Origin of the sequence: Chelativorans sp. Marseille-P2723, from assembly GCF_902809845.1 — a bacterium.
In the GTDB taxonomy this organism is placed as follows: Bacteria; Pseudomonadota; Alphaproteobacteria; order Rhizobiales; family Rhizobiaceae; genus Chelativorans.
The window spans coordinates 151,945-174,238 of sequence record NZ_CADDWI010000009.1; the positions used below are offsets into that span (position 1 = coordinate 151,945).

Annotated in this window: 19 protein-coding genes, 1 pseudogene and 1 riboswitch; of the genes and pseudogenes, 12 read left to right on the top strand and 8 right to left on the bottom strand. The window is 59.4% G+C overall.

Annotated elements, in window-relative coordinates:
- The first annotated feature begins 9 nt into the window (after positions 1-9).
- Genes HUS57_RS08100 through HUS57_RS08110 form a run of 3 tightly spaced genes read left to right on the top strand, consistent with a single transcriptional unit; the run spans position 10 to position 2,937 of the window.
- Positions 10-1,680: a nitrite/sulfite reductase gene (locus HUS57_RS08100; protein WP_173932570.1), complete on the top strand. Its 1,671-nt coding sequence runs from the start codon at positions 10-12 to the stop codon at positions 1,678-1,680.
- Positions 1,655-2,392, top strand: coding sequence for a phosphoadenylyl-sulfate reductase (locus HUS57_RS08105; protein WP_173932572.1), 738 nt, complete (start codon positions 1,655-1,657; stop codon positions 2,390-2,392). The genes HUS57_RS08100 and HUS57_RS08105 overlap by 26 nt, the downstream gene beginning before the upstream one ends.
- Before the next feature lie 11 nt (positions 2,393-2,403).
- Positions 2,404-2,937 (top strand): DUF934 domain-containing protein, encoded by a 534-nt coding sequence (locus tag HUS57_RS08110; protein ID WP_173932574.1) that lies wholly within the window; start codon positions 2,404-2,406, stop codon positions 2,935-2,937.
- 437 nt (positions 2,938-3,374) lie between these two features.
- Here the strand turns inward: HUS57_RS08110 and HUS57_RS08115 are convergent, their stop codons facing one another.
- Positions 3,375-3,854, bottom strand: coding sequence for a pyridoxamine 5'-phosphate oxidase family protein (locus HUS57_RS08115; protein ID WP_173932576.1), 480 nt, complete (start codon positions 3,852-3,854; stop codon positions 3,375-3,377).
- Between the two features lie 80 nt (positions 3,855-3,934).
- Positions 3,935-6,382 carry a DNA topoisomerase (ATP-hydrolyzing) subunit B gene (gene gyrB / locus HUS57_RS08120; RefSeq protein ID WP_173932578.1) on the bottom strand — a complete coding sequence of 816 codons (2,448 nt, stop codon included), beginning with the start codon at positions 6,380-6,382 and terminating at the stop codon, positions 3,935-3,937.
- A gap of 215 nt (positions 6,383-6,597) precedes the next feature.
- Here gyrB and HUS57_RS08125 point away from each other — a divergent pair, with 215 nt between their 5' ends.
- The 8 genes and pseudogenes from HUS57_RS08125 to HUS57_RS08160 all read left to right on the top strand — a co-directional run bounded on the left by HUS57_RS08125 (position 6,598) and on the right by HUS57_RS08160 (position 14,605).
- Entirely contained in the window at positions 6,598-7,569 is a 972-nt protein-coding gene (locus tag HUS57_RS08125; RefSeq protein ID WP_173933230.1) for a complex I NDUFA9 subunit family protein, read from the top strand.
- 354 nt (positions 7,570-7,923) lie between these two features.
- Positions 7,924-8,041, top strand: a riboswitch (TPP riboswitch).
- 100 nt (positions 8,042-8,141) lie between these two features.
- Positions 8,142-9,962 (top strand): phosphomethylpyrimidine synthase ThiC, encoded by a 1,821-nt coding sequence (gene thiC / locus HUS57_RS08130; RefSeq protein WP_173932580.1) that lies wholly within the window; start codon positions 8,142-8,144, stop codon positions 9,960-9,962.
- Between the two features lie 256 nt (positions 9,963-10,218).
- Positions 10,219-11,226, top strand: a complete 1,008-nt coding sequence (gene thiO, locus HUS57_RS08135; RefSeq protein WP_173932582.1) for a glycine oxidase ThiO — start codon at positions 10,219-10,221, stop codon at positions 11,224-11,226.
- Positions 11,195-11,392 (top strand): sulfur carrier protein ThiS, encoded by a 198-nt coding sequence (gene thiS, locus HUS57_RS08140; RefSeq protein ID WP_173932584.1) that lies wholly within the window; start codon positions 11,195-11,197, stop codon positions 11,390-11,392. Before thiO ends, thiS begins: the two co-directional genes overlap by 32 nt.
- Position 11,393: 1 nt before the next feature.
- Positions 11,394-12,174, top strand: a pseudogene (locus HUS57_RS08145) (thiazole synthase).
- On the top strand, positions 12,171-12,776 hold the full coding sequence (locus HUS57_RS08150; protein ID WP_173932586.1) for a thiamine phosphate synthase: 606 nt from the start codon (positions 12,171-12,173) through the stop codon (positions 12,774-12,776). Before HUS57_RS08145 ends, HUS57_RS08150 begins: the two are co-directional and overlap by 4 nt.
- Entirely contained in the window at positions 12,767-13,555 is a 789-nt protein-coding gene (locus tag HUS57_RS08155; RefSeq protein WP_246727801.1) for a hydroxymethylpyrimidine/phosphomethylpyrimidine kinase, read from the top strand. Before HUS57_RS08150 ends, HUS57_RS08155 begins: the two co-directional genes overlap by 10 nt.
- Before the next feature lie 201 nt (positions 13,556-13,756).
- Complete coding sequence (locus HUS57_RS08160) at positions 13,757-14,605, top strand: alpha/beta hydrolase (protein WP_173932590.1); 849 nt, start codon at positions 13,757-13,759, stop codon at positions 14,603-14,605.
- Positions 14,606-14,659: 54 nt separating this feature from the next.
- On the opposite strand, the gene HUS57_RS08165 is transcribed toward HUS57_RS08160, so the two are convergent.
- From HUS57_RS08165 to HUS57_RS08190, 6 genes are all read right to left on the bottom strand, one after another.
- Positions 14,660-15,697, bottom strand: a complete 1,038-nt coding sequence (locus HUS57_RS08165) for an ABC transporter substrate-binding protein (protein ID WP_173932592.1) — start codon at positions 15,695-15,697, stop codon at positions 14,660-14,662.
- A 14-nt stretch (positions 15,698-15,711) separates the two neighbouring features.
- Positions 15,712-16,551, bottom strand: coding sequence for an ABC transporter permease (locus HUS57_RS08170; RefSeq protein WP_210256063.1), 840 nt, complete (start codon positions 16,549-16,551; stop codon positions 15,712-15,714).
- Between the two features lie 2 nt (positions 16,552-16,553).
- Entirely contained in the window at positions 16,554-17,387 is an 834-nt protein-coding gene (locus HUS57_RS08175; protein ID WP_173932595.1) for an ABC transporter ATP-binding protein, read from the bottom strand.
- Positions 17,388-17,608: 221 nt separating this feature from the next.
- Positions 17,609-19,090, bottom strand: a complete 1,482-nt coding sequence (locus HUS57_RS08180; RefSeq protein ID WP_173932598.1) for an AMP-binding protein — start codon at positions 19,088-19,090, stop codon at positions 17,609-17,611.
- Entirely contained in the window at positions 19,090-19,962 is an 873-nt protein-coding gene (locus HUS57_RS08185) for an amidohydrolase family protein (RefSeq protein WP_173932600.1), read from the bottom strand. Before HUS57_RS08185 ends, HUS57_RS08180 begins: the two co-directional genes overlap by 1 nt.
- Before the next feature lie 40 nt (positions 19,963-20,002).
- A complete protein-coding gene (locus tag HUS57_RS08190; RefSeq protein WP_173932602.1) occupies positions 20,003-21,142 on the bottom strand; it encodes an acyl-CoA dehydrogenase family protein in 1,140 nt (379 codons plus the stop codon).
- Between the two features lie 326 nt (positions 21,143-21,468).
- On the opposite strand from HUS57_RS08190, the gene HUS57_RS08195 reads away from it, so the two are divergent.
- A complete protein-coding gene (locus tag HUS57_RS08195) occupies positions 21,469-22,233 on the top strand; it encodes a GntR family transcriptional regulator (RefSeq protein WP_173932604.1) in 765 nt (254 codons plus the stop codon).
- Positions 22,234-22,294 lie beyond the last annotated feature (61 nt).

The following is a 22,294-nucleotide window of genomic DNA, read 5'->3' on the forward strand; positions in this document are numbered from 1 at the left end:
GAGGCGCCCATGTATCGCTATGACGAATTCGACCATGCCTTTGTAAAAGCACGTGTCGCGCAGTTTCGCGATCAGGTGGAAAGGCGCTTGTCGGGCGAGATCACAGAGGAGCAGTTCAAGCCGCTCCGCCTGATGAACGGCGTTTACCTGCAACTTCATTCCTACATGCTCAGGATCGCCATACCCTACGGGACGCTCGCGCCCCGGCAGTTGCGCATGCTGGCCTACATAGCGCGCACCTATGACAAGGGATATGGCCACTTCACCACGCGGCAGAACCTGCAATTCCATTGGCCCGCGCTGAGGGACGTTCCGGACATTCTGGAGCACCTAGCATCCGTGGAGATGCACTGCATCCAGACTTCCGGCAATTGCATCCGTAACGTAACGGCGGATCACTTCGCTGGGGCCACGGCGGACGAAGTGGCCGACCCGCGCCCCTATGCGGAGATTCTGCGCCAATGGTCGTCGCTTCACCCGGAATTTTCCTATCTTCCGCGCAAGTTCAAGATTGCGGTGACGGGAGCGGAGCGCGACCGCGCAGCCATACAGGTGCATGATATTGGCCTGCATCTGAAGAAGAACGCACAAGACAAGCTTGGCTTTGCCGTCTATGTTGGCGGCGGTCTCGGGCGCACACCCATGGTGGCCAGGAAGATGCGCGATTTCCTCCCCGAGGAGGATCTTCTTTCCTACACGACTGCGATCCTGCGCGTTTACAACCTGCATGGCCGTCGCGACAACAAGTTCAAGGCTCGCATCAAGATCCTCGTGCATGAAACCGGAGCGCAGGAGCTAACGACGCAGATCGAACGGGAATTCGCGGCACTGAAAGACAGCGACCTCAAACTACCCCACGCCGACATCCAGGCCATCCAGAACTATTTCGCCCCGCCGGCCCTGCCTCCCCGTCCTGAAGGCGGCGGGGTTCTTGTCCGCGCTGCGGACGACGGCAATAGCTTCGCAAGATGGCTCAGGCACAACCTCCACACGCACAGAAATCCTGACTACGCCTGCGTCACCATCTCGCTCAAGGGCATCGGTGACGTGCCGGGAGACATATCTGCGGACCAGATGGATGCCGTCGCCGATATCGCTGAAGCTTATGCTTTCGGAGAAATTCGCGTCAGCCACGAGCAGAACCTAGTGCTGCCGCATGTCGCCCGGGCCGACCTCAGGGCTGTTCATGACAGGCTCCATGAGATCGGCCTTGCAACCCCCAACGCGGGACTTGTCACCGATATCATCGCCTGTCCGGGCCTTGACTATTGCGCCCTGGCCAACGCCCGCTCCATCCCTGTCGCCCAGGAAATCGCCAACCGATTCGCCGACGAAGAGCGGCAGGAGGAAATTAGCATGCTCAAGATCAAGATTTCCGGTTGCATCAATGCGTGCGGGCACCACCATGTGGGCCATATCGGCATTCTCGGTGTCGAGAAGAAAGGCGCTGAGCTTTACCAGATAACGCTTGGGGGCTCGGGGGACGAGAACGCGGCCATCGGCGAGATCATCGGGAGGGGCTTCGGCCCGACGGAAATCGCGGACGCAGTGGAAACTATCGTGGGGACCTATCTTTCCCGGCGCCTGGATGCCTCGGAGACATTCCTTGCCGCCTATCAGCGGCTTGGCCCCGCACCCTTCAAGGAGGCGCTTTATGGAAGCCACGCAAAAGCCGCTTGATGCCGAAAATGAGGCCGCTGAACTCAATTCCCGTTATGGCCATATGAGTGCCGAGACGATTGTATCGCTGGCGGTGGAGCGCTTCCGCAACGCGGGCGGCATCGCGACCGTCTCTTCCTTCGGAGCCGATTCAGCGGCACTCCTACATATGATCGCGCGCATAGACAGCAGCCTGCCCGTTCTCTTCCTCGACACCGGACAGCATTTCGCCGAGACGTTGGAATATCGCGACCGGCTCGCTGACGATCTGGGATTGGCCGAGCTGCACATCATCCATCCGCTGCGACACGCCATCGCCAAGAATGATCCAGAGGCGGATCTGCACAGATTAGACCCCGACAAGTGCTGCCAGATCCGGAAAGTGGAGCCCATGGCGCGCGCCGTAGAACCTTATGCGGCGTGGTTTACCGGGCGCAAACGGCACCAGTCGAGCACGAGGGCACAGATGCCCGTTTTCGAGGCGGTGGGCCCGCGCATCCGCGTCAATCCGCTCGCCCGTTGGACCACTAGCGATCAGGCAGCCTACATGCGGGCACATAATCTACGGCAGAATCCGCTGGTAGCCTTCGGTTATCTCTCCATCGGCTGTTTTCCTTGCACGACCCCCGTGAAGCCTGGAGATGATGAACGTAGCGGCCGCTGGGCAGGCCTCACCAAGACCGAATGCGGCATCCACCTGCCGGGGTTGGAGTCAGTATCGGACGCGGCATAGATAGGAGCACCATGGCGTTGGCTGAAACATCGTCATCCCGGAACGCGCGGCTCTGGAGCGAAGATGGGTTTCGCGAGGATAGCTGGCGGCGCAGCGACTCGGCAGATGAGGCGGAGGATGGAGCGAGAATCATCTTGCCGCTTTCGGCCTTTCTGGCGCTTGAACCGGATTATCGCGAAGCAAACCTGCCTCGGCTGGGCGTCGAAATTATGCCCGGCGAGTCAATTGAGGCGCTTCTACCCTTTCTTCACCGCTTGACTCTCATTGCGCTCGCTTTCCCCGTCTTCAACGACGGGCGCAGCTACTCCAAGGCGGAGCTCCTTCGCTCGCGGCATGGTTTCAAGGGAGAATTGCGCGCCACGGGAGACGTTCTGCTTGATCAGGTCGCGCACATGTTGCGGTGCGGCTTCTCCACATTGGAGGTGAAGAACCCCGTCGTTGTCCGGCGGCTTTCATCTGGGGATCCGGCCGGCATGTCACTTTACTATCAGCCAAGTGTGGCAACTCCCGGTAAGCCGGGCAAATATGCCTGGCGGCGTGCTTAGAGCAACGGACATTTAATCAGAGGCATAGCCGGCTTCTTTGAGGTAGTTGCGCATTCAGTCTTGCTGAAGAGGTTGCAGACGTTTCCGCCGCCCCCCAGCCGGTCCGCCAGGTCCGGCATCCGGTCTGGCCCCACCGCGCAGATCCACAAAAGCTTCAAAAGCGAGGTGCCGGGAGCGCGGCGGCCGTCCTTCACGCTGCGGCCTGCCGTCCCGTGCTGCATCACGCGCCCTGCAGCAGCTTGACCGCGAAGCTCGTGCTAACGCCAAGATATCACCCTAGCACGAATGCGCCGTCCCGGATCTGCGCGAAAAGGTTGCTGGGTTGCGCCAAATAGCTCTTGTCCATGATCCGCCTCAATCACGGTGAGCACAAACCAGACCCAAAGCTTATCCTTCGATTCAAATTACACGCCGATAACAGCCTGTGAGTGCGGCCGCTAAAGATCGACCTTGACGTTATCGCCCAGGTCGGGGCGGGTGCTGGAAACGGCGGCTGCAGCCATCTTGATGTAACTCCTCACCGTGCCGGGGCTTTCCCAATATTGTGCGTCCTTGGGCGTGATTTTCAGCACGCGAATCGAGGGATCATCCGGGCTGTCCCACCAAGCCTTTGCCGGCGTGGACCAGAGCTGCCGCACCTTTTCACGGTCGTCCGAAACTTCGGCGGTTCCCGAAACCGCAAGGTAATTCTGGTTGCTCGTATCGGCGAATGCCAGAACCACATGCGGATCGCGCGCCACCTCCTCGTCCTTATGGCTTTCGGCATCGGTAAGGAAGTAGATCATGCGGGAGTCCCGGTCGAAATAGGCGGCCATTGGCCGAGCTCGGAGGTCCGCCCCGTCTCGGCTAGCCAGCATGCAGATGCCGATCTTCTCCATCAACTCCCACACGCGGTCTACATCGCTGCGGTCTGCCATCAATGCCTCCTTGGTCTTGACTCGCGCGGACCAACAAAAAAGGCTTGCGGCTTGTTCCCGGCCTCGGAGAGCTGTAAGCGTCAGATGTCAAGATTGGCGACGGAGAGCGCGTTATCCTGGATGAACTCGCGGCGCGGCTCCACCTCGTCTCCCATAAGGCGGGAAAAAAGCGAATCCGCATCAGTAGCGTCCGGCACCTTCACCTGAAGCAGCGAACGGGCCTCCGGATCGAGCGTCGTCTCCCAGAGCTGCTCAGCGTTCATCTCGCCCAACCCCTTGTAGCGCTGCATGGTGAGGCCCTTGCGTCCAGTGGCAAAGATTGCTTCCAGCAATGCAAGCGGACCGGTAATCACTTCCGACTTGTCATTGCGCCATAGCGTTGGAGGCTCGGAATAAACCTCCTGAAGCCGTTCTGTGAAGCGGTCTATGGCACGGGCGTCTGCCGATCCGATGAGGGCTGCATCAAGAATGATGACGTCACGGACGCCGCGCACGGTCCGCTCGAAAATGTAGCCTCCAGTGCCATCATTAGAGGTGTTTAGCCGGCCTTCCCAGCCGCGCTCAGTCTCCTCGGAAATCATTTCCAGCCGCCGCGCGACATTAGCTGCCGCTTCCGCTGCCAGGGCGGGTTCTGCAAGCACGTCCGCATTGAGCGCACCGGCGATCGCCGCCTGCTCTACCACAGAGCGGTCATAGCGCGTGTGGATACCGTTGATAAGCGCCCGCAATGTGCGCGCGTCTTCCACAACCTGTTTCAGGTCCTGGCCGGAGCGCACCTCGCCGGAGGAAAGCTGAAGCCTTGCCTCCTGCAGCCCCGTGTCGATCAGGAACTCCTCGAACGCCGCCTCGTCTTTAATGTACTGCACGGACTTGCCGCGCGTTACCTTGTAAAGCGGCGGCTGGGCAATATAGAGGTGCCCGCGTTCGATCAGCTCCGGCATCTGGCGGAAGAAGAACGTCAGGAGCAGCGTGCGTATATGGGCGCCGTCCACGTCGGCGTCCGTCATGATGATGATCTTGTGGTAACGCAGCTTCTCAGGGTTGAACTCGTCCTTGCCGATGCCTGTTCCGAGCGCCGTGATCAAAGTGCCGATCATGTCCGAAGACAGCATCCTGTCGAAGCGCGCGCGCTCCACGTTGAGGATCTTGCCGCGCAACGGAAGGATCGCCTGGTTCTTTCGCGAACGGCCGCTCTTGGCCGAGCCACCGGCAGAATCTCCCTCGACGATGAAAAGCTCCGACTTGGCGGGATCGCGCTCCTGGCAATCGGCGAGCTTGCCCGGAAGCGATGTAATATCGAGCGCCCCCTTGCGGCGCGTCAGTTCGCGCGCCCTTCGCGCCGCCTCGCGCGCGGCGGCGGCCTCAACGACCTTGCCGACGAGGATCCTTGCCTCGCCGGGATGTTCCTCAAGCCACGTTCCCAGCGCCTCATTGACGAGGCTTTCCACGACAGGACGGACCTCGGAGGAGACAAGCTTGTCCTTGGTCTGTGAAGAGAATTTCGGATCGGGCACCTTGACTGAGAGGACCGCCGTCAGTCCTTCGCGGCAGTCGTCACCCGTAAGGGAGACCTTTTCCCGTTTCGTCAGGCCAGAGGCCTCCGCATAGTTCGTCACCTGCCGCGTCAGCGCTCCGCGAAACCCTGCCATATGCGTGCCGCCGTCCCGCTGGGGAATGTTGTTGGTATAGGCAAGCACGTTCTCGTGGTAGGAATCGTTCCACCACATGGCTAGCTCCACCGTGATTCCGTCGCGCTCACCGGTGATCGAGATAGGCTCCGGGATCAGCGGCTTCTTCGCCCGGTCAAGATATTTCACATACTCCACGATGCCGCCATCATAGAGGAATTCCTGCTCTTTGACGTCGGCGTGGCGACGATCGGTCAGCAGGATGCGCACGCCGGAATTCAGGAAGGCCAGCTCGCGCAGTCGGTGCTCCAGCGTGGCATAGTCGAATTCTATATTCGAGAAGGTTTCCGGGGAAGGCAGGAAGGTGACTTCCGTTCCTGTCTCGCTGCCAGCATCGCCGGTAACGGCAAGCGGCGCATCGGGCACGCCATTGGTAAAGCTAATCTCGTGAATCTTCCCCTTGCGGCGGATCTTGAGCTTCAGCCACGAGGAAAGCGCATTCACGACAGAAACGCCGACACCATGAAGGCCGCCTGAGACCTTGTAGGAGTTCTGGTCGAACTTCCCGCCGGCGTGAAGCTGCGTCATGATGACCTCAGCCGCCGATACGCCTTCACCGGGATGCACTTCAGTAGGGATGCCCCGACCGTTGTCGGTCACGGTGCAGGATCCGTCCGGGTTCAACGTTACGGTCACCAGCGTGGCATGGCCGGCCAATGCCTCATCGATGGCATTGTCCACCACCTCGGTGACCATATGATGCAGGCCGGAACCGTCGTCAGTGTCGCCGATATACATGCCGGGACGCTTGCGGACAGCATCCAGCCCTTTCAGGACCTTGATGGATTCAGCGCCGTATTCATCGGTTTCGCCGGGGAGTTTTTGGGGCGTGTCGCTCATCAAATACTTTCGTCAGGAAGCGCCGTTTCAGGCATCGGGAGTGGGCCGCGAATCACGCGGCATTACTGTCTAAGATATAGGCGTTCCAACACATTTTTCCAAGTTTCGAGGCTGGAATGAACTAGGGAAGAGCCAGCCTTCCCACCGACCCTTTGCCTTCGGATGGAAAGAGATTTATGAAGCGCGGCAAAGCGCAATCGGAAACTGAGGCATCCATGGCCATTATACGGGAAAATCCTAGTCTCGTCACGGTGTTCGGCGGCTCCGGCTTCGTCGGCCGCTACGTGGTCCAAGCGCTGACGCGCCGGGGCTATCGCGTGCGCGTGGCCTGTCGCAACCCGCATACGGCAGTGCATGTGCTGCCGCTCGGCAACATGGGCCAGGTGCACTTGGTGCAAGCGAACCTGCGCTACCGCTGGTCCGTAGACCGTGCGGTGGAGGGGGCTGACCACGTCATCAATCTCGTTGGCATCCTTCACGAAAACGGCAAGCAACGCTTCGATGCCGTGCATCGAGATGGTGCGCGGGCCGTGGCGGAGGCCGCGCGCGAGGCTGGCGCTGGGCTCACGCAAGGTTCGGCCATCGGGGCGGATGTTAATTCGCCTTCCCTTTACGGACGGTCCAAGGCCGAAGGCGAGCGTGCCGCCCTGGAGGCTATGCAGGGGGCGGTTATCATTCGCCCATCCATCATCTTCGGGCCGGAAGATTCGTTCTTCAACCGCTTTGCCAACATGGCCCGTTTCTCTCCCTTCCTTCCCCTGATCGGGGGCGGTCATACAAAGTTCCAGCCGGTCTATGTGGGCGATGTGGCTGAGGTTTATGCGCGTTCCGTGGACGGTACGCTCGCGCCTGGCGGCATCTATGAGCTTGGAGGACCGCAAATCCTTACCTTCCGTGAATGCATGGAAGAAATGCTGGAAATTATCGGCCGCAAGCGGCCTCTCGTTTCAATCCCTTGGCCCGCAGCCCGGATGATGGCCCGCGTGCTCGGCCTTCTGCCGAAGCCTCTTTTGACGAGCGATCAGGTACGGCAGCTTCAGACTGACAATATCGTCTCCGAAGAAGCAAAAGCGCGCGGGCATACGCTGGAAGGGCTTGGCATTGCCAGCCGCTCCATACATGCCATCCTGTCCACCTACCTTTGGACCTATCGTTCCTCCGGCCAGTTTACGCAGCCACAGATCTAGAGCACATCCTGTTTAATGTGGGACATCAGGCTGCCTTGAAGCAGTTCGCGCATTCGGCGGAGTGAAGAGGTCGACGATTGGTGACCGCGTCCCATAGGGAGGCGATGTTCATCCAGTTGTGAGACGGTTGAATGAAGGAAGGGTTCTCCGAAGCTCGGGTTGCTAAACCTTGAGACAGGAAGGAGAACCCCAGGCAGGTATTCGGCCTTCCCGGCCACGTTATGAGAGGCCACGGCAGCATCACGCCTAGCGTCGAAAGCTCTCGATAGGCTCCGGGCCGGTGTGCCAACACGTCTCATCTGTCATGAACCCGGACAGCGGCTTGACAAGCAGGACAATTGCGGCCCATCATCATCCTATCACCAGGGGAGCCCCGACAACGGGCTGAGATACCGCTGGCTTCAAGCAGCGCGGTGACCCTTTGAACCTGATCCAGTTCATACTGGCGTAGGGACGGTGCGACGGCTTTCCGGCCTCCAGACCAAAAAGCGACGCAACTTCTACGGAAAGCTCCTCTCCCCTCCTTCGGCAAGAACTGGGTCTCCGATGCGAACGCAAGGAGGAGTTTTGCCATGGATGCCCGGAACAATCCCAAGCCCGAAATCACCACAGGTCCCCTCCCCGCCTCACATAAAATCCACAAGCCCGGCACGCTCTATCCGGAGATCCGCGTGCCCATGCGGGAAATCGCCGTGCACCCGACCGCTGGTGAGCCACCACTGACCGTCTACGATTCTTCCGGGCCTTACACGGATACGAGCATCACCATCGATATCGAACGGGGCCTGCCACGCCTGCGCGAAGCCTGGATTGAGGCGCGCGGCGATGTGGAGCGCTATGAGGGGCGCGTGGTGAAGCCGGAGGACAATGGCTTCGTTTCGGGCGATCGGCTGACGCCCGAGTTTCCGGTGCGAAACCGGCCGCTGAGAGCAAAGGAAGGCAGGGCGGTCACCCAGCTAGCCTATGCGCGGGCGGGAATCATCACGCCGGAGATGGAGTTCATCGCCATCCGCGAAAATCTGGGACGGGAAAAGCTGAAGGAGAAGCTTGCGCGCGATGGGGAAAGCTTCGGCGCCGCAATCCCGGATTATGTTACGCCGGAATTCGTGCGCGACGAGGTGGCGCGCGGGCGGGCAATCATCCCGGCCAACGTCAACCACCCCGAATCCGAGCCGATGATCATCGGCCGCAATTTCCTCACCAAGATCAATGCCAATATCGGCAATTCCGCCGTCACCTCCTCCATGGCCGAGGAAGTTGAAAAACTCGTCTGGGCCACGCGCTGGGGCGCGGACACGGTGATGGATCTTTCGACCGGCCGCAACATCCACAATATCCGGGAATGGATCATCCGTAACTCGCCCGTGCCCATCGGAACCGTGCCGATCTATCAAGCGCTGGAGAAGGTGGGCGGCATTCCTGAGGAACTTACCTGGGAGATCTTCCGCGATACGCTGATCGAACAGGCCGAACAGGGGGTGGACTATTTCACCATCCATGCGGGCGTGCGGTTGCATTATGTGCCGCTGACCGTTGATCGGGTGACGGGCATCGTTTCCCGGGGCGGCTCGATCATGGCGAAATGGTGCCTGGCCCACCACAAGGAGAGCTTCCTCTACGAAAATTTTGAGGAAATCTGCGACATCTGCCGCCGTTATGACGTCTCCTTTTCGCTAGGCGACGGCCTGCGTCCCGGCTCGATCGCAGATGCGAATGACGCCGCGCAGTTTGCCGAACTGGAAACGCTCGGCGAACTTACGAAGATCGCCTGGGCAAAGGATTGCCAGGTGATGATAGAGGGGCCGGGCCATGTGCCTATGCACAAGATCAAGGAGAATGTGGATAAGCAGCTTGCGATTTGCGGCGAGGCGCCCTTCTATACGCTTGGACCGCTGACGACCGACATCGCGCCCGGCTACGATCACATCACCTCGGCGATTGGGGCGGCCATGATCGGCTGGTTCGGCACGGCCATGCTCTGCTACGTGACACCAAAGGAACATTTGGGCCTGCCCGACCGGGACGACGTGAAGACCGGCGTCATCACCTACAAGATCGCCGCGCACGCTGCGGACCTGGCAAAGGGACATCCGGCGGCGAAGATGCGCGATGACGCGCTTTCCCGCGCCCGCTTCGAGTTCCGCTGGGAGGACCAGTTCAACCTCTCGCTCGACCCGGACACTGCCCGCTCCATGCACGACGAGACATTGCCCAAGGAGGCGCACAAGGTGGCGCATTTCTGCTCCATGTGCGGCCCCAAATTTTGCTCCATGCGCATCTCGCACGACATCCGTGCCGAGGCGCAGAAGGAGGGCATGGCGGCAATGGCCGCCAAATTCCGGGAAGGTGGGGATTTATATGTGCTGGTGGAAGAGACGGCGGGTGAGCCATGATTTTTGCAGGCATGGCCACAAGCATCCTCCCTCTTGCAAATTTGAAGGGCTTGGCTTTGCCAAGCCCAGAAATTTGCTTTCTCCTTCGCAGAGAGGGAGAAACACCCTTTGCAATCTCTGGCTTCAGCGATCGGCGTCAACGCTTATCTCTCACCTTGCGGGAGAAAAAGCGATTTCAACGTCATAGCCAAACGGTAACTGTTAGAAATGGTACGAGAGGGGATTTGCACCCACGGATCTCCGCGAGCGAACCCTGATGCGCATCCTCGTCAAAGGAGCGGGCGTCGCGGGCCTGGCCACGGCCCACGAACTGGCAAAGGCGGGCGCCCATGTAACCCTAATTGAGAGGCGTCCGGATATCGGCGGAAACGCCTCTTGGCTGGCGGGCGGCATGCTTGCCCCTTATTGCGAGCAGGAAGGCGGCGGCCCCGAGGTAGTCCGGCTTGGAAGACAGGCAGCGGACTGGTGGGAAAAGACCCTGCCCGGCATCGTGACCTTCAACGGCACGCTGGTGGTTGCCCCGCCGCGCGATACCACCGAGCTGCGGCGTTTCGCGGAGCGGACGGAAGCGCATTGCTGGGCAGATGGCGAGGAGATTGCTAGGCTGGAGCCGGACCTTGCAGGACGTTTTCGAACCGGGCTCTTTTTTGCGCAGGAAGCCCATCTAGATCCGCGGCATGCCCTTCCACTTCTTCATGAAAAACTCACTAGCATGGGCGTCGACATGGACTTCGGGCAGGACAGCGCACGGGAGGAGCCATTCGAACGTATCATTGACTGCACTGGCTTTGCGGCAGCGCAGGCTCTTGCGGATCTGCGCGGGGTTCGCGGCGAGATGCTGCACCTTGAAACGCGGGAGGTGAATCTCTCCCGCACCATCCGCTTCATCCATCCCCGCTTTCCTGTCTATATCGTGCCGCGCGGCGAGGGCCGGTTCATGGTCGGGGCGACGATGATCGAAAGCGCGGATCAAGGCCCGGTTTCAGTGCGTTCGATGATGGAGCTTCTGAATGCCGCCTACGCACTGCATCCGGCCTTTGGCGAGGCGCGCATCATCGAAATGGCCGCAGGCGTGCGCCCTGCTTTTCCAAGCAATCTTCCCGCCATCAGGAAGAAAAACGGAACCATTTTCGTGAACGGCTTTCACCGCCACGGCTTCCTCATGGCGCCGGCGCTTGCCTGCCAGGTGGTCCAAACGGTGCTTGCCGATCACAACTCAGGAAGGACATGCCATGAAGCTTATCGTGAATGGACGGCCGCTTGAAACGGTAGCCACGGACCTTGCGGGTCTACTCGGAGAGCTTGGCTACGAAGGCAATTGGTATGCCACTGCTCTCAACAGCGAGTTCGTGCCTAGGGAAGAACGCAAGAGAACAGAACTTCGCGAAGGCGATCGCATAGAAATCCTGACGCCGCGGCAAGGGGGGTAAAATGGGCCTCTCCCTCTACAAAGAACAGCTTTCCTCCCGCTTGCTGCTTGGCACTGCGCAATATCCATCTCCTGCGGTGCTGGCCGATGCCGTGCGGACCTCCGGCGCGAGGGCTATCACCGTTTCGCTCAGGCGGGAAGGCACGAGCGGCCAAAGCGGCAGCCGCTTCTGGTCGCTCATCCGCGAGCTTGATGTGCGCATCCTGCCCAATACCGCAGGCTGCCACACGGTGAAGGAGGCGGTGACAACGGCAAGAATGGCGCGCGAGGTGTTCGGCACGAATTGGATCAAGCTTGAGGTGATCGGCAATCACGACACGCTGCAGCCCGATGTCTTTGCGCTTGTTGAAGCCGCGCGCATACTGAGTGAGGATGGCTTTACGGTTTTTCCCTATACGACCGAGGATCTGGTGGTAGGTGAAAAGCTGCTTGAGGTTGGGTGCGAGGTGCTGATGCCCTGGTGCGCCCCAATTGGCTCAGCAAGGGGGCCGGTGAATATCGATGCGCTGAAGGCATATCGCACGCATTTTCCGGATACGCCGCTCATCATCGATGCCGGCCTGGGCCGGCCCTCGCATGCCGCCGCTGTCATGGAACTGGGCTTTGATGGGGTGCTGCTCAACACCGCCATCGCCAAGGCCGGCGATCCGGTGATGATGGCATCGGCCTTCGCGCAGGCAGTCGAAGCGGGCCGCCGTGCGTTCGAGGCGGGGCCGCTGGCTGGAGCCGCGCGACATGGCCGTGCCCTCCACGCCTATCATCGGCAAGGCGGTGTTCTCATGAGGCTCGATCCGTTTTACCTCATCGTCGACTCCTCGGCCTGGATCGAGCGCCTGGTGCCGCTCGGCGTGAAGCTGGTGCAACTGCGCATCAAGGAAATGGCCGAGCCGGAGTTGCGGACGGAAATCCGCCGCGCAAGGACGATTTGCGCGCGGTATGACTGCCAGCTCATCGTCAACGACTATTGGCAACTCGCCATCGAGGAGGATTGCGACTTCGTTCATCTCGGGCAGGAGGATCTGGCGGCCGCCGATCTCGCCGCGATCAAACGGGGGGGGCTGAGGCTGGGTATCAGCACCCATGACCATGCCGAACTTGCAACTGCGCTTGCCGTCGAACCGGACTATGTGGCGCTCGGCCCGATCTACCCTACACTCCTCAAGAAGATGAAATGGGCACCGCAAGGATTGCCGCGGGTCGCAGAGTGGAAGAAGCGTGTCGCGCCGCTGCCTCTCGTCGCCATTGGCGGCCTAACGCCCGAGCAACTTGCCGGAGTTTTCGAGCATGGTGCAGATTCGGCCGCGGTGGTGACCGATATTCTGCGCAACTCCGACCCGGAAGGCCGCACTCGGGAATGGGTCAAGGCAACCCGTCAATGGCGATAGACGCTCAGGATCGAATAGCCAGTGTGCTGGCAGTGGCAGGCTCTGATTCCTCGGGTGGCGCCGGGCTCTCCCGCGATATAGCAACTATCGCCCAACTCGGACTTTCCGCAGCAGTGGCCGTTACCGCTGTCACGGCACAGACTGATAGGCACGTGCTGGCTGTTGAGACGATGCCGCCACATCTGGTCGCACGCCAGATGGAGACCGCACTTGAAGCGCGTGATGTCCGCGCAATCAAGATCGGCATGCTGGCCACGAGGCCAATCGTCGAAGCTGTTACATCCGTCCTGAAAAAACATCCCGCGATCCCGGTCGTGCTGGATCCGGTGCTTGCCGCATCGTCGGGTAAGCTTCTTCTGGAGGCCGACGCACTCGGCACCCTTAAGCACGAATTGATGCCGCTTTGCCCTCTCGTGACCCCCAACTGGATCGAACTTGCCGTCCTTTGCGGCAGTGAGCCCGCCCGCTGTGACGAGGAAGCCATCGCCCAGGGACACGCTAGCTTGCACAGTACGGGCTGCTCCGCACTTCTGGTAAAGGGTGGCCATTCGCCTGATCAATCCGGCTCGACCGATATCTTGTTGCGCAAGGAAGAGGCTCCGCTCCTCTTCAACGCTCCACGAGTGAATGCTGAGCTGCGCGGCTCCGGATGCCGGCTTTCAAGCGCCATAGCCGCTATGCTCGCCTCTGGAAAGAGCCTCGAAGATAGCATTAGTGAGGCCAAGGACAAGCTTCTTGCCGCTTATCGGGCTGCCGCTTTAACTCACGCACATCAATGAATTGAACCAATCCAGCAAGTTCGGCTGCATCTTGCGTCGGATGTCGCGGGCTGCCAAAGAACATCTCATTTCGCTTGACCTGCAGCCAAAGTACACGCTTAAGGGCGCAGCAGCTTGTTTGAATATGCGAATCCTGCTCCTGCGAAAGGGTTTCTGTTTCCGGAGCGGGAGAGTAGTCAAGGTGTACGGAGATCCGGAACCATGAACACATCATCCAGCCCGCGTGTCCGGCGCGGTTTCGTAGACGTCGACGAGGGTCAGGTGCATTTCCGCTATGCTGGACAAGGCAGGGGGCGCCCAGTGGTACTGATCCATGCGTCGCCCGGTTCCAGCCTGGGGCTTGAACCGTTGGTCGCGTCGCTGGCATCGGACCGCTACGTCGTGGCACCCGACACGATGGGCAATGGTGATTCCCACGGGAGCATGCCGGAAATTCCTGATATTGATTTCTTTGCCCAACGAGCCCTGGAGGCGATCGATGCACTTGGCATCGACAAGTTCGATCTTTACGGCACACACACCGGCGCCTCCGTCGCAGCCGAAATTGCAATACGCAACCCGGAGCGGGTGAACAGTCTCATCATGGATGGTGTAGGCCTCTATTCGGATGAGATGCAGGCGGAATTGCTGGAGAATTATGCGCCGGCGATGAAGCCGGATCTGCACGGGAGCCACATAAACTGGGCGTGGCATTTCGTCCGCGACACATACATGTTCTGGCCGTGGTACCGTACGGACGCCGCTCATCGGCGTCAGCTAGGCCTGCCTTCCGCAGATGTCTTGCATGGCAAGGTGGTGGACGTGCTAAAGGCGATAGAGACCTACCACCACTCGTATCGTGCGGCCTTCCGGTTCGACAAGCGCAAGCGCTTTGCCGAAATTTCCGTGCCGACGCTGGCGGTCTGCGCCGCGAGCGATATGCTCATGAAATGGCATGATGAATTCGCAGCACTCATTCCGAATTCCACGAAGGCCGTGATTCCCGCGGTCACGACGGACCCGGACGAAGCTGCCGCCATTTTCCGGAATTTCCTCGACCGCGAACTATGAAAAAGGGGCGGTCTTCGCCGCCCCTCCCCGTCAAACAGCTCCGGAACCAGCCGTTTAGATCTGGTCAACGAAGCGATTTGTATAGAAGCGTTCAGGCGCCACACCCTTCGTCTGGATCACGCCAGAATTTTCCAAAAGCTCGATAGCCTTCGCCCAGTCCTCTTCGCTGAAGCGCATCTGGGGAATCCCGCCCGTCGGCTCCATGTAGGGCTTCAGGCTGGCCAGGATCTGCTTGCCTTTTTCGACCTGGGACCCTTCGATCGGATTGTAGGCATTCAGAAAGCCTACAACTTCTTCGTAGTTCGCCTCATCCTGCATGAATTCAATCCCGCGGCGGCAAGCCCGCAGGAACCGGACGATAACCTCCTCATTTGCTGGATCGTCGGCAAATGCCAGGTTCGTGATCAGCGCGTCGGCAGGAAGCGGTGCATAGTCGTCGGCTGGTAGGTAGTGAAGTTCGATACCGTCATTCATCAGCGCAGTCTTGGACTCGTAGAAGACGAAGAAGCCATCGACTTCCCCACGCTCCAGGAATGCATAGCCGCTGGGGCCGAGCCCAGTGACAACCTTGTTGACATTGGCGGGATCCAGTCCGACGGCGCGCGACATTGCGTCAAACTGAAGATCCACGGCTCCGCCGACCGAGGCGATACCGATCGTCTTGCCCTGCCAATCCCTGGGATGCTTGAGAGGCTTGTCGACAGGAGACGCTAACTCCCAGAAATTCCGGTAGCCGATCTGGCCAATCGAGATGATGGGAGCATTCTGGTCTGCGATGGGCGCACAGGTGGCGATAGGGGCTGCCATTCCGAATGGCGCTGCTCCCGCGGAAACCTGCTGAACCGAAACCGCCGTACCGGTGCCGGGCTGGATCTTGATATCCACGCCCTCTTCCTCAAAAAAGCCTTTTCCTTCAGCCGCAAGCAAATAGCCTTGGAACAGGGTGAGCTTGGCCGGCGCCATATAGGTGTAGGAACCGCCCGCCTGAGCCGCAGCGCTGGATATGCCGAAAGCTACAGAGCTTCCCCCCATCGAGGCCACTACCGTCGCAGCGAGCGACCCTTTCGTAAAACTGCGTCTGTTGATAGTCATTGCATTCTCTCCCTTTATGGTTGTTGAGCAGAATCGTGCCACGGCACGGCGACCTTGCGGATTGAGGCGATGAGTGCATAGAAGATGAAGCCGAAGCAGGCGAGCGCTACGATTGTCGCGAACATTTGGTCAACGCGCATGGCGTTCAGCGTCATGACGACCATGGCCCCTAATCCCTCATTGCCGCCAAGATACTCGCCCACAATTGCACCCGTAACCGCCAGTACGCTGGCCGTTTCCACACCAGTCAGAAGATACGGAAGGACGGCGGGTATATCGAGCGACCACACGCGTTTCCAACCGGGTGCCTGAATCACCGTGAACAAGTCGCGCTGTTCTGGGCTGATTGACCGCACACCTAGGATCGTCGACTTCATCACTGGGAAGAAGGACAGCAGAACGACCATTGCGATCTTCGATTGCATGCCGAACCCCATCCATAGGAGAAAGAGCGGCATGAGCGCGACTTTGGGCGTGACCTGCGATGCTACGATAAAGGGGGAAGCAATTCGCTCGAAGAGCTTGAGCTTTCCAAGCAGCACACCCAATACCGCACCGATGACGACTGCAATCGCGAATCCCGAAACGATCTCGGTGACCGTGATGCGGAAATAGTTCCAGAAGAACGGCTGGGACATCAGCTCCAGCAAGCTCTTGCCGACAGCTTCGGGCGGCGGCAACATGAACGGGCTGACATTGAAGACGACGATATAGAGCTTCCACAGGCCAATGAAGGCGAGAATCAGAAGCGGCGTCGTGACCCATGTCAGATACCGGTCGGCGATCGCCAAGAGCGAATGGCGCCTTCGCTCGGCGTCGAGGACAGCCTCGGTCGACAGTTCTGAACTTGTCATCGTCATTCTCCTAATTCGACCCGCAATTCGGACACCAGCGCCTGGAACTCCACGGATTTTGTGATCGAAAGTGGCCTTGGCCTCTCAAAGGGCACAGGAATGATGCGCTGGACGCGACCCGGATGCGGCGAAAGCAGTACAATCCGGTCGGCTAGAAATGCGGCTTCGGTAATCGAATGCGTAACAAGCACTACAGTCTTGCGATAGCGCAGCCAAATGTCCTGGAGCGCAAGGTTGAGTTCATCGCGCGTGATGGCATCGAGCGCGCTGAACGGCTCATCCATGAGAAGGATGGATGGCTCGGCCGCCAAAGCCCTCATAATCGCCACCCGCTGGCGCATTCCTCCGGAGAGTGCCTTGGGCAGATGATCGAGAAATTCCTTCAACCCCGCAAGCTCGGCTAGTTGCTCCGCGCGCAGCCGCCGCTTCTCCTTCGGAACCTTCTGTACTTCGAGGGGAAGCGCGATGTTCTTCCAGACCGAACGCCAGGGCAGCAGGTTCGCATCCTGGAAAACGAAACCGAGGTCGCCGATAACGCGCGGAACAATCCGGCCATCGTCCTGATAAAGCGACTTCTCATTGATCCTAATCCGCCCTGTGGTTGGCGGCTGCAACCCTGCAAGCGTGCGCAGCAAGGTGCTCTTGCCGCACCCTGAGCGGCCAATCAGGACCACGAACTCGCCCGGCTCTATGGCCAGGTTGATATTCTCTACGCCGACCGTGCGCTGCCCCCTGCTTTGATAGACCTTTGTAACATTCTCGATCTGGATCGAACCGCTGAGCGCCGGAGAAGGACGGGTGGGATCCGGTACATCCGCCATGGGAGCCACGGTCATGGTTTCACCTCTTTACACATTGTTCGTGCCACCTGGCTCGCGAACAGCAGCAGTCTCAAACCCGCCAAGTGGCCACTCGCAATTACGGTACCCAGCAGGGACAGGGCAGCCAAACCCGCGCTAGTGCAATCAACCGGACGAGAGAAACGACGTCGCAAGCTGGCGCAGTTAACGGCTTCAAACATCGGGTGCGGATTCAGCCTCATCTCATGCACCCGAAACTATCCTATTGCCTCACGGATCTCGGATGCATGCATCTCGACAAGCTTTTTCTTCAGGACTTTTCCAAAACTGTTCCTTGGGAACTCGTCAACAACCAGGACTGCCTTCGGCCGTTTATAGGATGCAAGCTGGCTTGCGCACCACTCGGTCAAGCTTTCAGGGGACGGGGCGTCCCGCGCGATCACGAAGGCAACCACTTCCTCGCCGAACTCGCGCGATTCCCAGCCTGCGACCGCAGCATCGATGATTGACGGATGGGTCAGGAGAGTTGCTTCGACATCGCTGGGATAGATGTTGACGCCGCCTCTGATGATCATGTCCTTGCGGCGACCCCGCAGCGTGATGAAACCGTCTTCGTCACGCTCAGCAAGGTCCCCCGGATAGAACCATCCATCCCGGAACGATTCTCGGGACGCCTCATCGTCACGATAGAAGGAGTCCGCCACCCCGGGCCCGCGATAGCGCAGAAGACCGACCTCGCCTGGGGGCAAGGAGCGCCCGTCGTCATCGGCGACATCCACCTCGACTCCGAAGATGGGCCTTCCTACCGTTCCCCCATGGGTCTCCTGGTCTTTCGGCGTCAGCAAGGAGATACCGCCGCCTTCGGTGGCCGCGTAATACTCGAAGAAGTTTGGGCATATCCGCTTGCGGATCTCAATACGCTCCTCCGGCGTAACGGGAGCGCCGCTGACCAGCAGCATCCGCAGCCTACGCAATGGCGCAAGCACAGAATCGTCGAGGTCCAAAAGCCGGCGGATCATCGTGGGAACGAGAAAAAGGCTCGTTGCCTGAGTACGCTCGACTTCGGCCGCCAGTTCCGCGACCTTGAACGGCGGCGGAAACATCACCACCGTACCGCCGCAAAACAGCGTCGACAGGCAGAACATGCGGCCGCCACCGAAGTAAAGCGGGGTGGCACAAAGATATCGCTCATGCGTCGTGAAGCCGAGATCGATCCAATGTGTCATGTACCGCCGCAAAAAATGCCTGTGGGTGACGAGCGGCCCCTTCGGCCGGCCTGTTGTTCCCGACGAGAGTGACAGGACAAGGGGGGCGGAGCCATCGCCGCTCGGAAACTCGACCACCGGCGTCGCAGACATGTTTGCGAACCACTCGTCATCCACGGTCTGCGTGGCGATTTCCTCACCAAGAGCGTCACCTGGCTCCAGGAGCACGAGGCTGGCACCGAAATGGCGTGCCACGCGCTCCTTCTCGACAGCCGTCCATCGGCAATCAATTGGCAGGATGATGATATTTGCGCGAGCAAGTGCATAAAGCACGGTGAGATAGCGGGCGGTGTCGCGTAGCGCTATGCCCACAACAGCTCCCTCAGGCAATCCGGATTTACGGAAGCCGGAGGCAATGCCAAGCATGTTGCGCACAAATTCGCTGTAGGTGGTGACCTTTTCACCCTCGATGACCGCAGGATGGTTCGGCTTGTTTCGGGCGACGCTCTCGACACCTTCGGCAATGTTGAGCATCAAGCGCCTCCATCCAGGCCATAGATTTTCAAGACATTGTCACGCAGCAGCTTCCGTTTCGCTACAGGCTTGAGCCCCAGCTCATCTATTTCCCGAATCGTCCTTCCAAAATCGAGAATCGGGAAGTCCGTACCAAAAATGACTTTGTCTTGGCCGTAACTATTGATGTAGTTGACGAAAGACGCCGGCCAATATTTGGGGCTATGTGCGTCGGTGCTGATGTAGACGTTGCGATGCTTCCAGGCCATCGCGATCATCTCATCCGTCCACGGTATACCAACATGAATTCCTATCAGCTTGAGCTCGGGAAAATCGCAAGCGACAGCGTCAAGCGTGATCGGCCGGCCGACGCTCCGGCGAGGATAGGATTCGTCATAGATCATTGACTGACCTACCTGGAGCTGAACCGGGACATTCAGTTCGCAGCATTTTGCATAGAACGGATACCAGCGGGCATGATCGGGCGCGAGCTCATACCAATGCGGATAGAAGTGCCCGCCGATGAAGCCATATTCGCGGACCGCTCTTTCGAACTCGCGAACACCCGCCATGCCTTCAGTAGGATCAAGGCCGGCGATTCCCAGGAAGCGGTCAGGATGTGCCTGTACAGCATCGGCTACCAGCTTGTAGGGCACGTGATAGCATGCTGGGTGGCCGAGCTGCCCCACCTTAGCGGCTACCAGAAATGCCTTTTCAATCCCAGCCGCATCCATGCGCGCCAGCATGTCGGGAAGTGAAAGCCCTTCCATATCGACATTCACACGCATTTTGCCGGTGTAGAAATTCTTCCGGTCCGGACGGCCAGCCAAAGCCTCCTTCGTCCAGATATTCACTGTCGAATCGATCGCCTTTATTGGTCGCTCGTCTGTCATCTCGAGTCGATCCCTCCTATCAGTTGGTTTGGCTGGCACATCAAAGGCCTAGCTGCCGCGCGATCAGCTCGCGCTGGATTTCGTTGGAGCCTTCACCGAAGGTGTAGAGACGGGAATCACGCCAGTAGCGCTGCATATCGCTTTCCATTGCGTAGCCGGCGCTGGCCAGAATCTGCATCCCGTGATGCGTGACATATTGCAATGCTTCAGTCGCGATGACCTTCGCCTGCGATGCTTGCCGTCCGCATTCCTGGTTCTGCGAGATCATCCAGGCCAGATGGTGTACGATGAGTCTTGCCTGGTCCACCCGCATCTGCATATCGGCAAGGCGGAAGCGGATAGCCTGGAACTTGCCGATGCTTCTGCCGAACTGCGTACGCTCCCGTGCATAGGAAAGGGCCAGGTCGACTGCCGCCTGGGCGCAGCCTGTCACTGTCGCCGCCATGCTGGCGCGCGAGTAGTGCAATGTAGACATGAGGTTGGCGAACCCATCACCTTCCTCGCCGATCAGCGCGTCCTTCGGCACGAAGACATCGTCAAAACCGATGTCGAAGCTTGGCATGCAGTTGTTGCCCACTTTTGGCAAGCCCGTCATCGATATGCCAGCCGCCTTGGGCGGGACCAGGAAAAGCGAGATTCCCTTCGCGCCTTCCGTTCCTGGTTGGCGCGCCGCTACAAGCAGCAAGTCGGCTCCTTCGGCATCGCTGATCCAGACCTTGCGTCCGCGAAGCCGCCATCCCCCATCCACCGGAATGGCGCGCGTTGACAACGCCGACGCATCCGAACCCGCGCTCGGTTCTGTCAAGGCCAGAGCAATCAGCAGCCGCCCCGCCGCAATTTCCGGAAGCAGCTCTTCGCGCTGGGCAGGCGAGCCATAGGTGAGAATTGACATCGCACCGAAACCAACGACGCGATTGAAGATCGACGCGGCGCAATAAGCATGGAGGCCCAGCCGCTCCTGGACGAGCGCTACCATGCTCCAGCTCGCATCCAACCCGCCATACTCGGAAGGCAGTGGCAAGGCAAAAAGCCCGAGCTCAGCCATGGCTGGAAGAAGATCATATGGAGGGATGTGGCCGTCGTCGCGTCTTCGCACCTCCTCAGGAGGCAAGTGATGCGCGATGAAACGGTCAACGCTCTCGAGCAGCAGGCGATCTTGTTCGGAAATCGAAAAGTCCATTTACCCTCGCCAGGTTCGCGAAAAAGCCGCTTATGGGGTCAGCTTCAATCCCGAGTTTTGCTATAAATATATCAAGATTACAATTGCAAATGTGGATTGCCTCGAAAGAGCATGCTAGCGACTAGGCGCGTGCCATGAGAGGCATTGGAAGGGGAGGACGTCCGGAGGATATGCCGGCGATCAACTGGGGAGGCTAAATCGATGTCGGAACTGGAGTGGACTTTCCGCTCCTGCTCCCTTCGCAGGAGACGAACCTTCGCGCTCGAAAACTTTCACTTTGCGGGCGAAACTTTCTCGATCAGCGAACGTCTGGACGGGGGAAGGCGATGAGTAACATGACGGCCAATCCGATGCCGCGTTATCATCAGGTCTATCTACTTCTTAGGCAGAAGATATTGGAAGGAGAATGGCCAGTAGGAACCCCTATGCCGGGCGAGCATGAACTGGCCCTTGCCCACGACGTTTCGCGCATTACCGTCCGGAATGCATTGGGGCGGCTGCAGAGGGAAGGCCTGATCACCCGGCGTCGCGGCTCAGGCACATTCGTGCAGCCATTGAAGCCCCAGCGACGCCGGGAGAACCTGCAGGGACTGCTTGAGAACCTCATTGCAATGGGGCTGCGGACCGAGGTGCGCCTGCTAAAATTCGCTTATGTGCCTGCGCCGCCCGATGTTGCCGAGCAGTTGGAACTGAAGCTCGGCAGCGTGGTGCAGAAATCCATTCGTGTAAGGCTCAGCGATGGCGTTCCCTTCAGCCATCTCACGACCTGGGTGCCTGAGGATGTCGGCCGGCATTACCGGCCCGATGATCTTGCAGAGCGACCGCTTCTGACGCTTCTGCGCGAGGTCGGTTTTCCGCCCACCCACGCCGAGCAGGTCATCTCATGCAAACTTGCCGACTCCGTAATCGCCAAGCTTCTCGAAGTGGAGCCAGCCAGCTCGCTCCTGTGGGTGCGCCGACAGGTTCGCACGCAATCACAGCGACCAATCGAATATATCGAAGCGCTCTATCGGCCCGATCTTTACGAATACAAGATCAGTCTAGTGCGCCAAGGCGACATCTGGAGTCATCTCGGCGAGCGACCCGGCTAGTCGGACGATCAGCCACATACGATTGCAAAAGGCGCTTCAGTGCCAAGCTCCTCTGATTGTG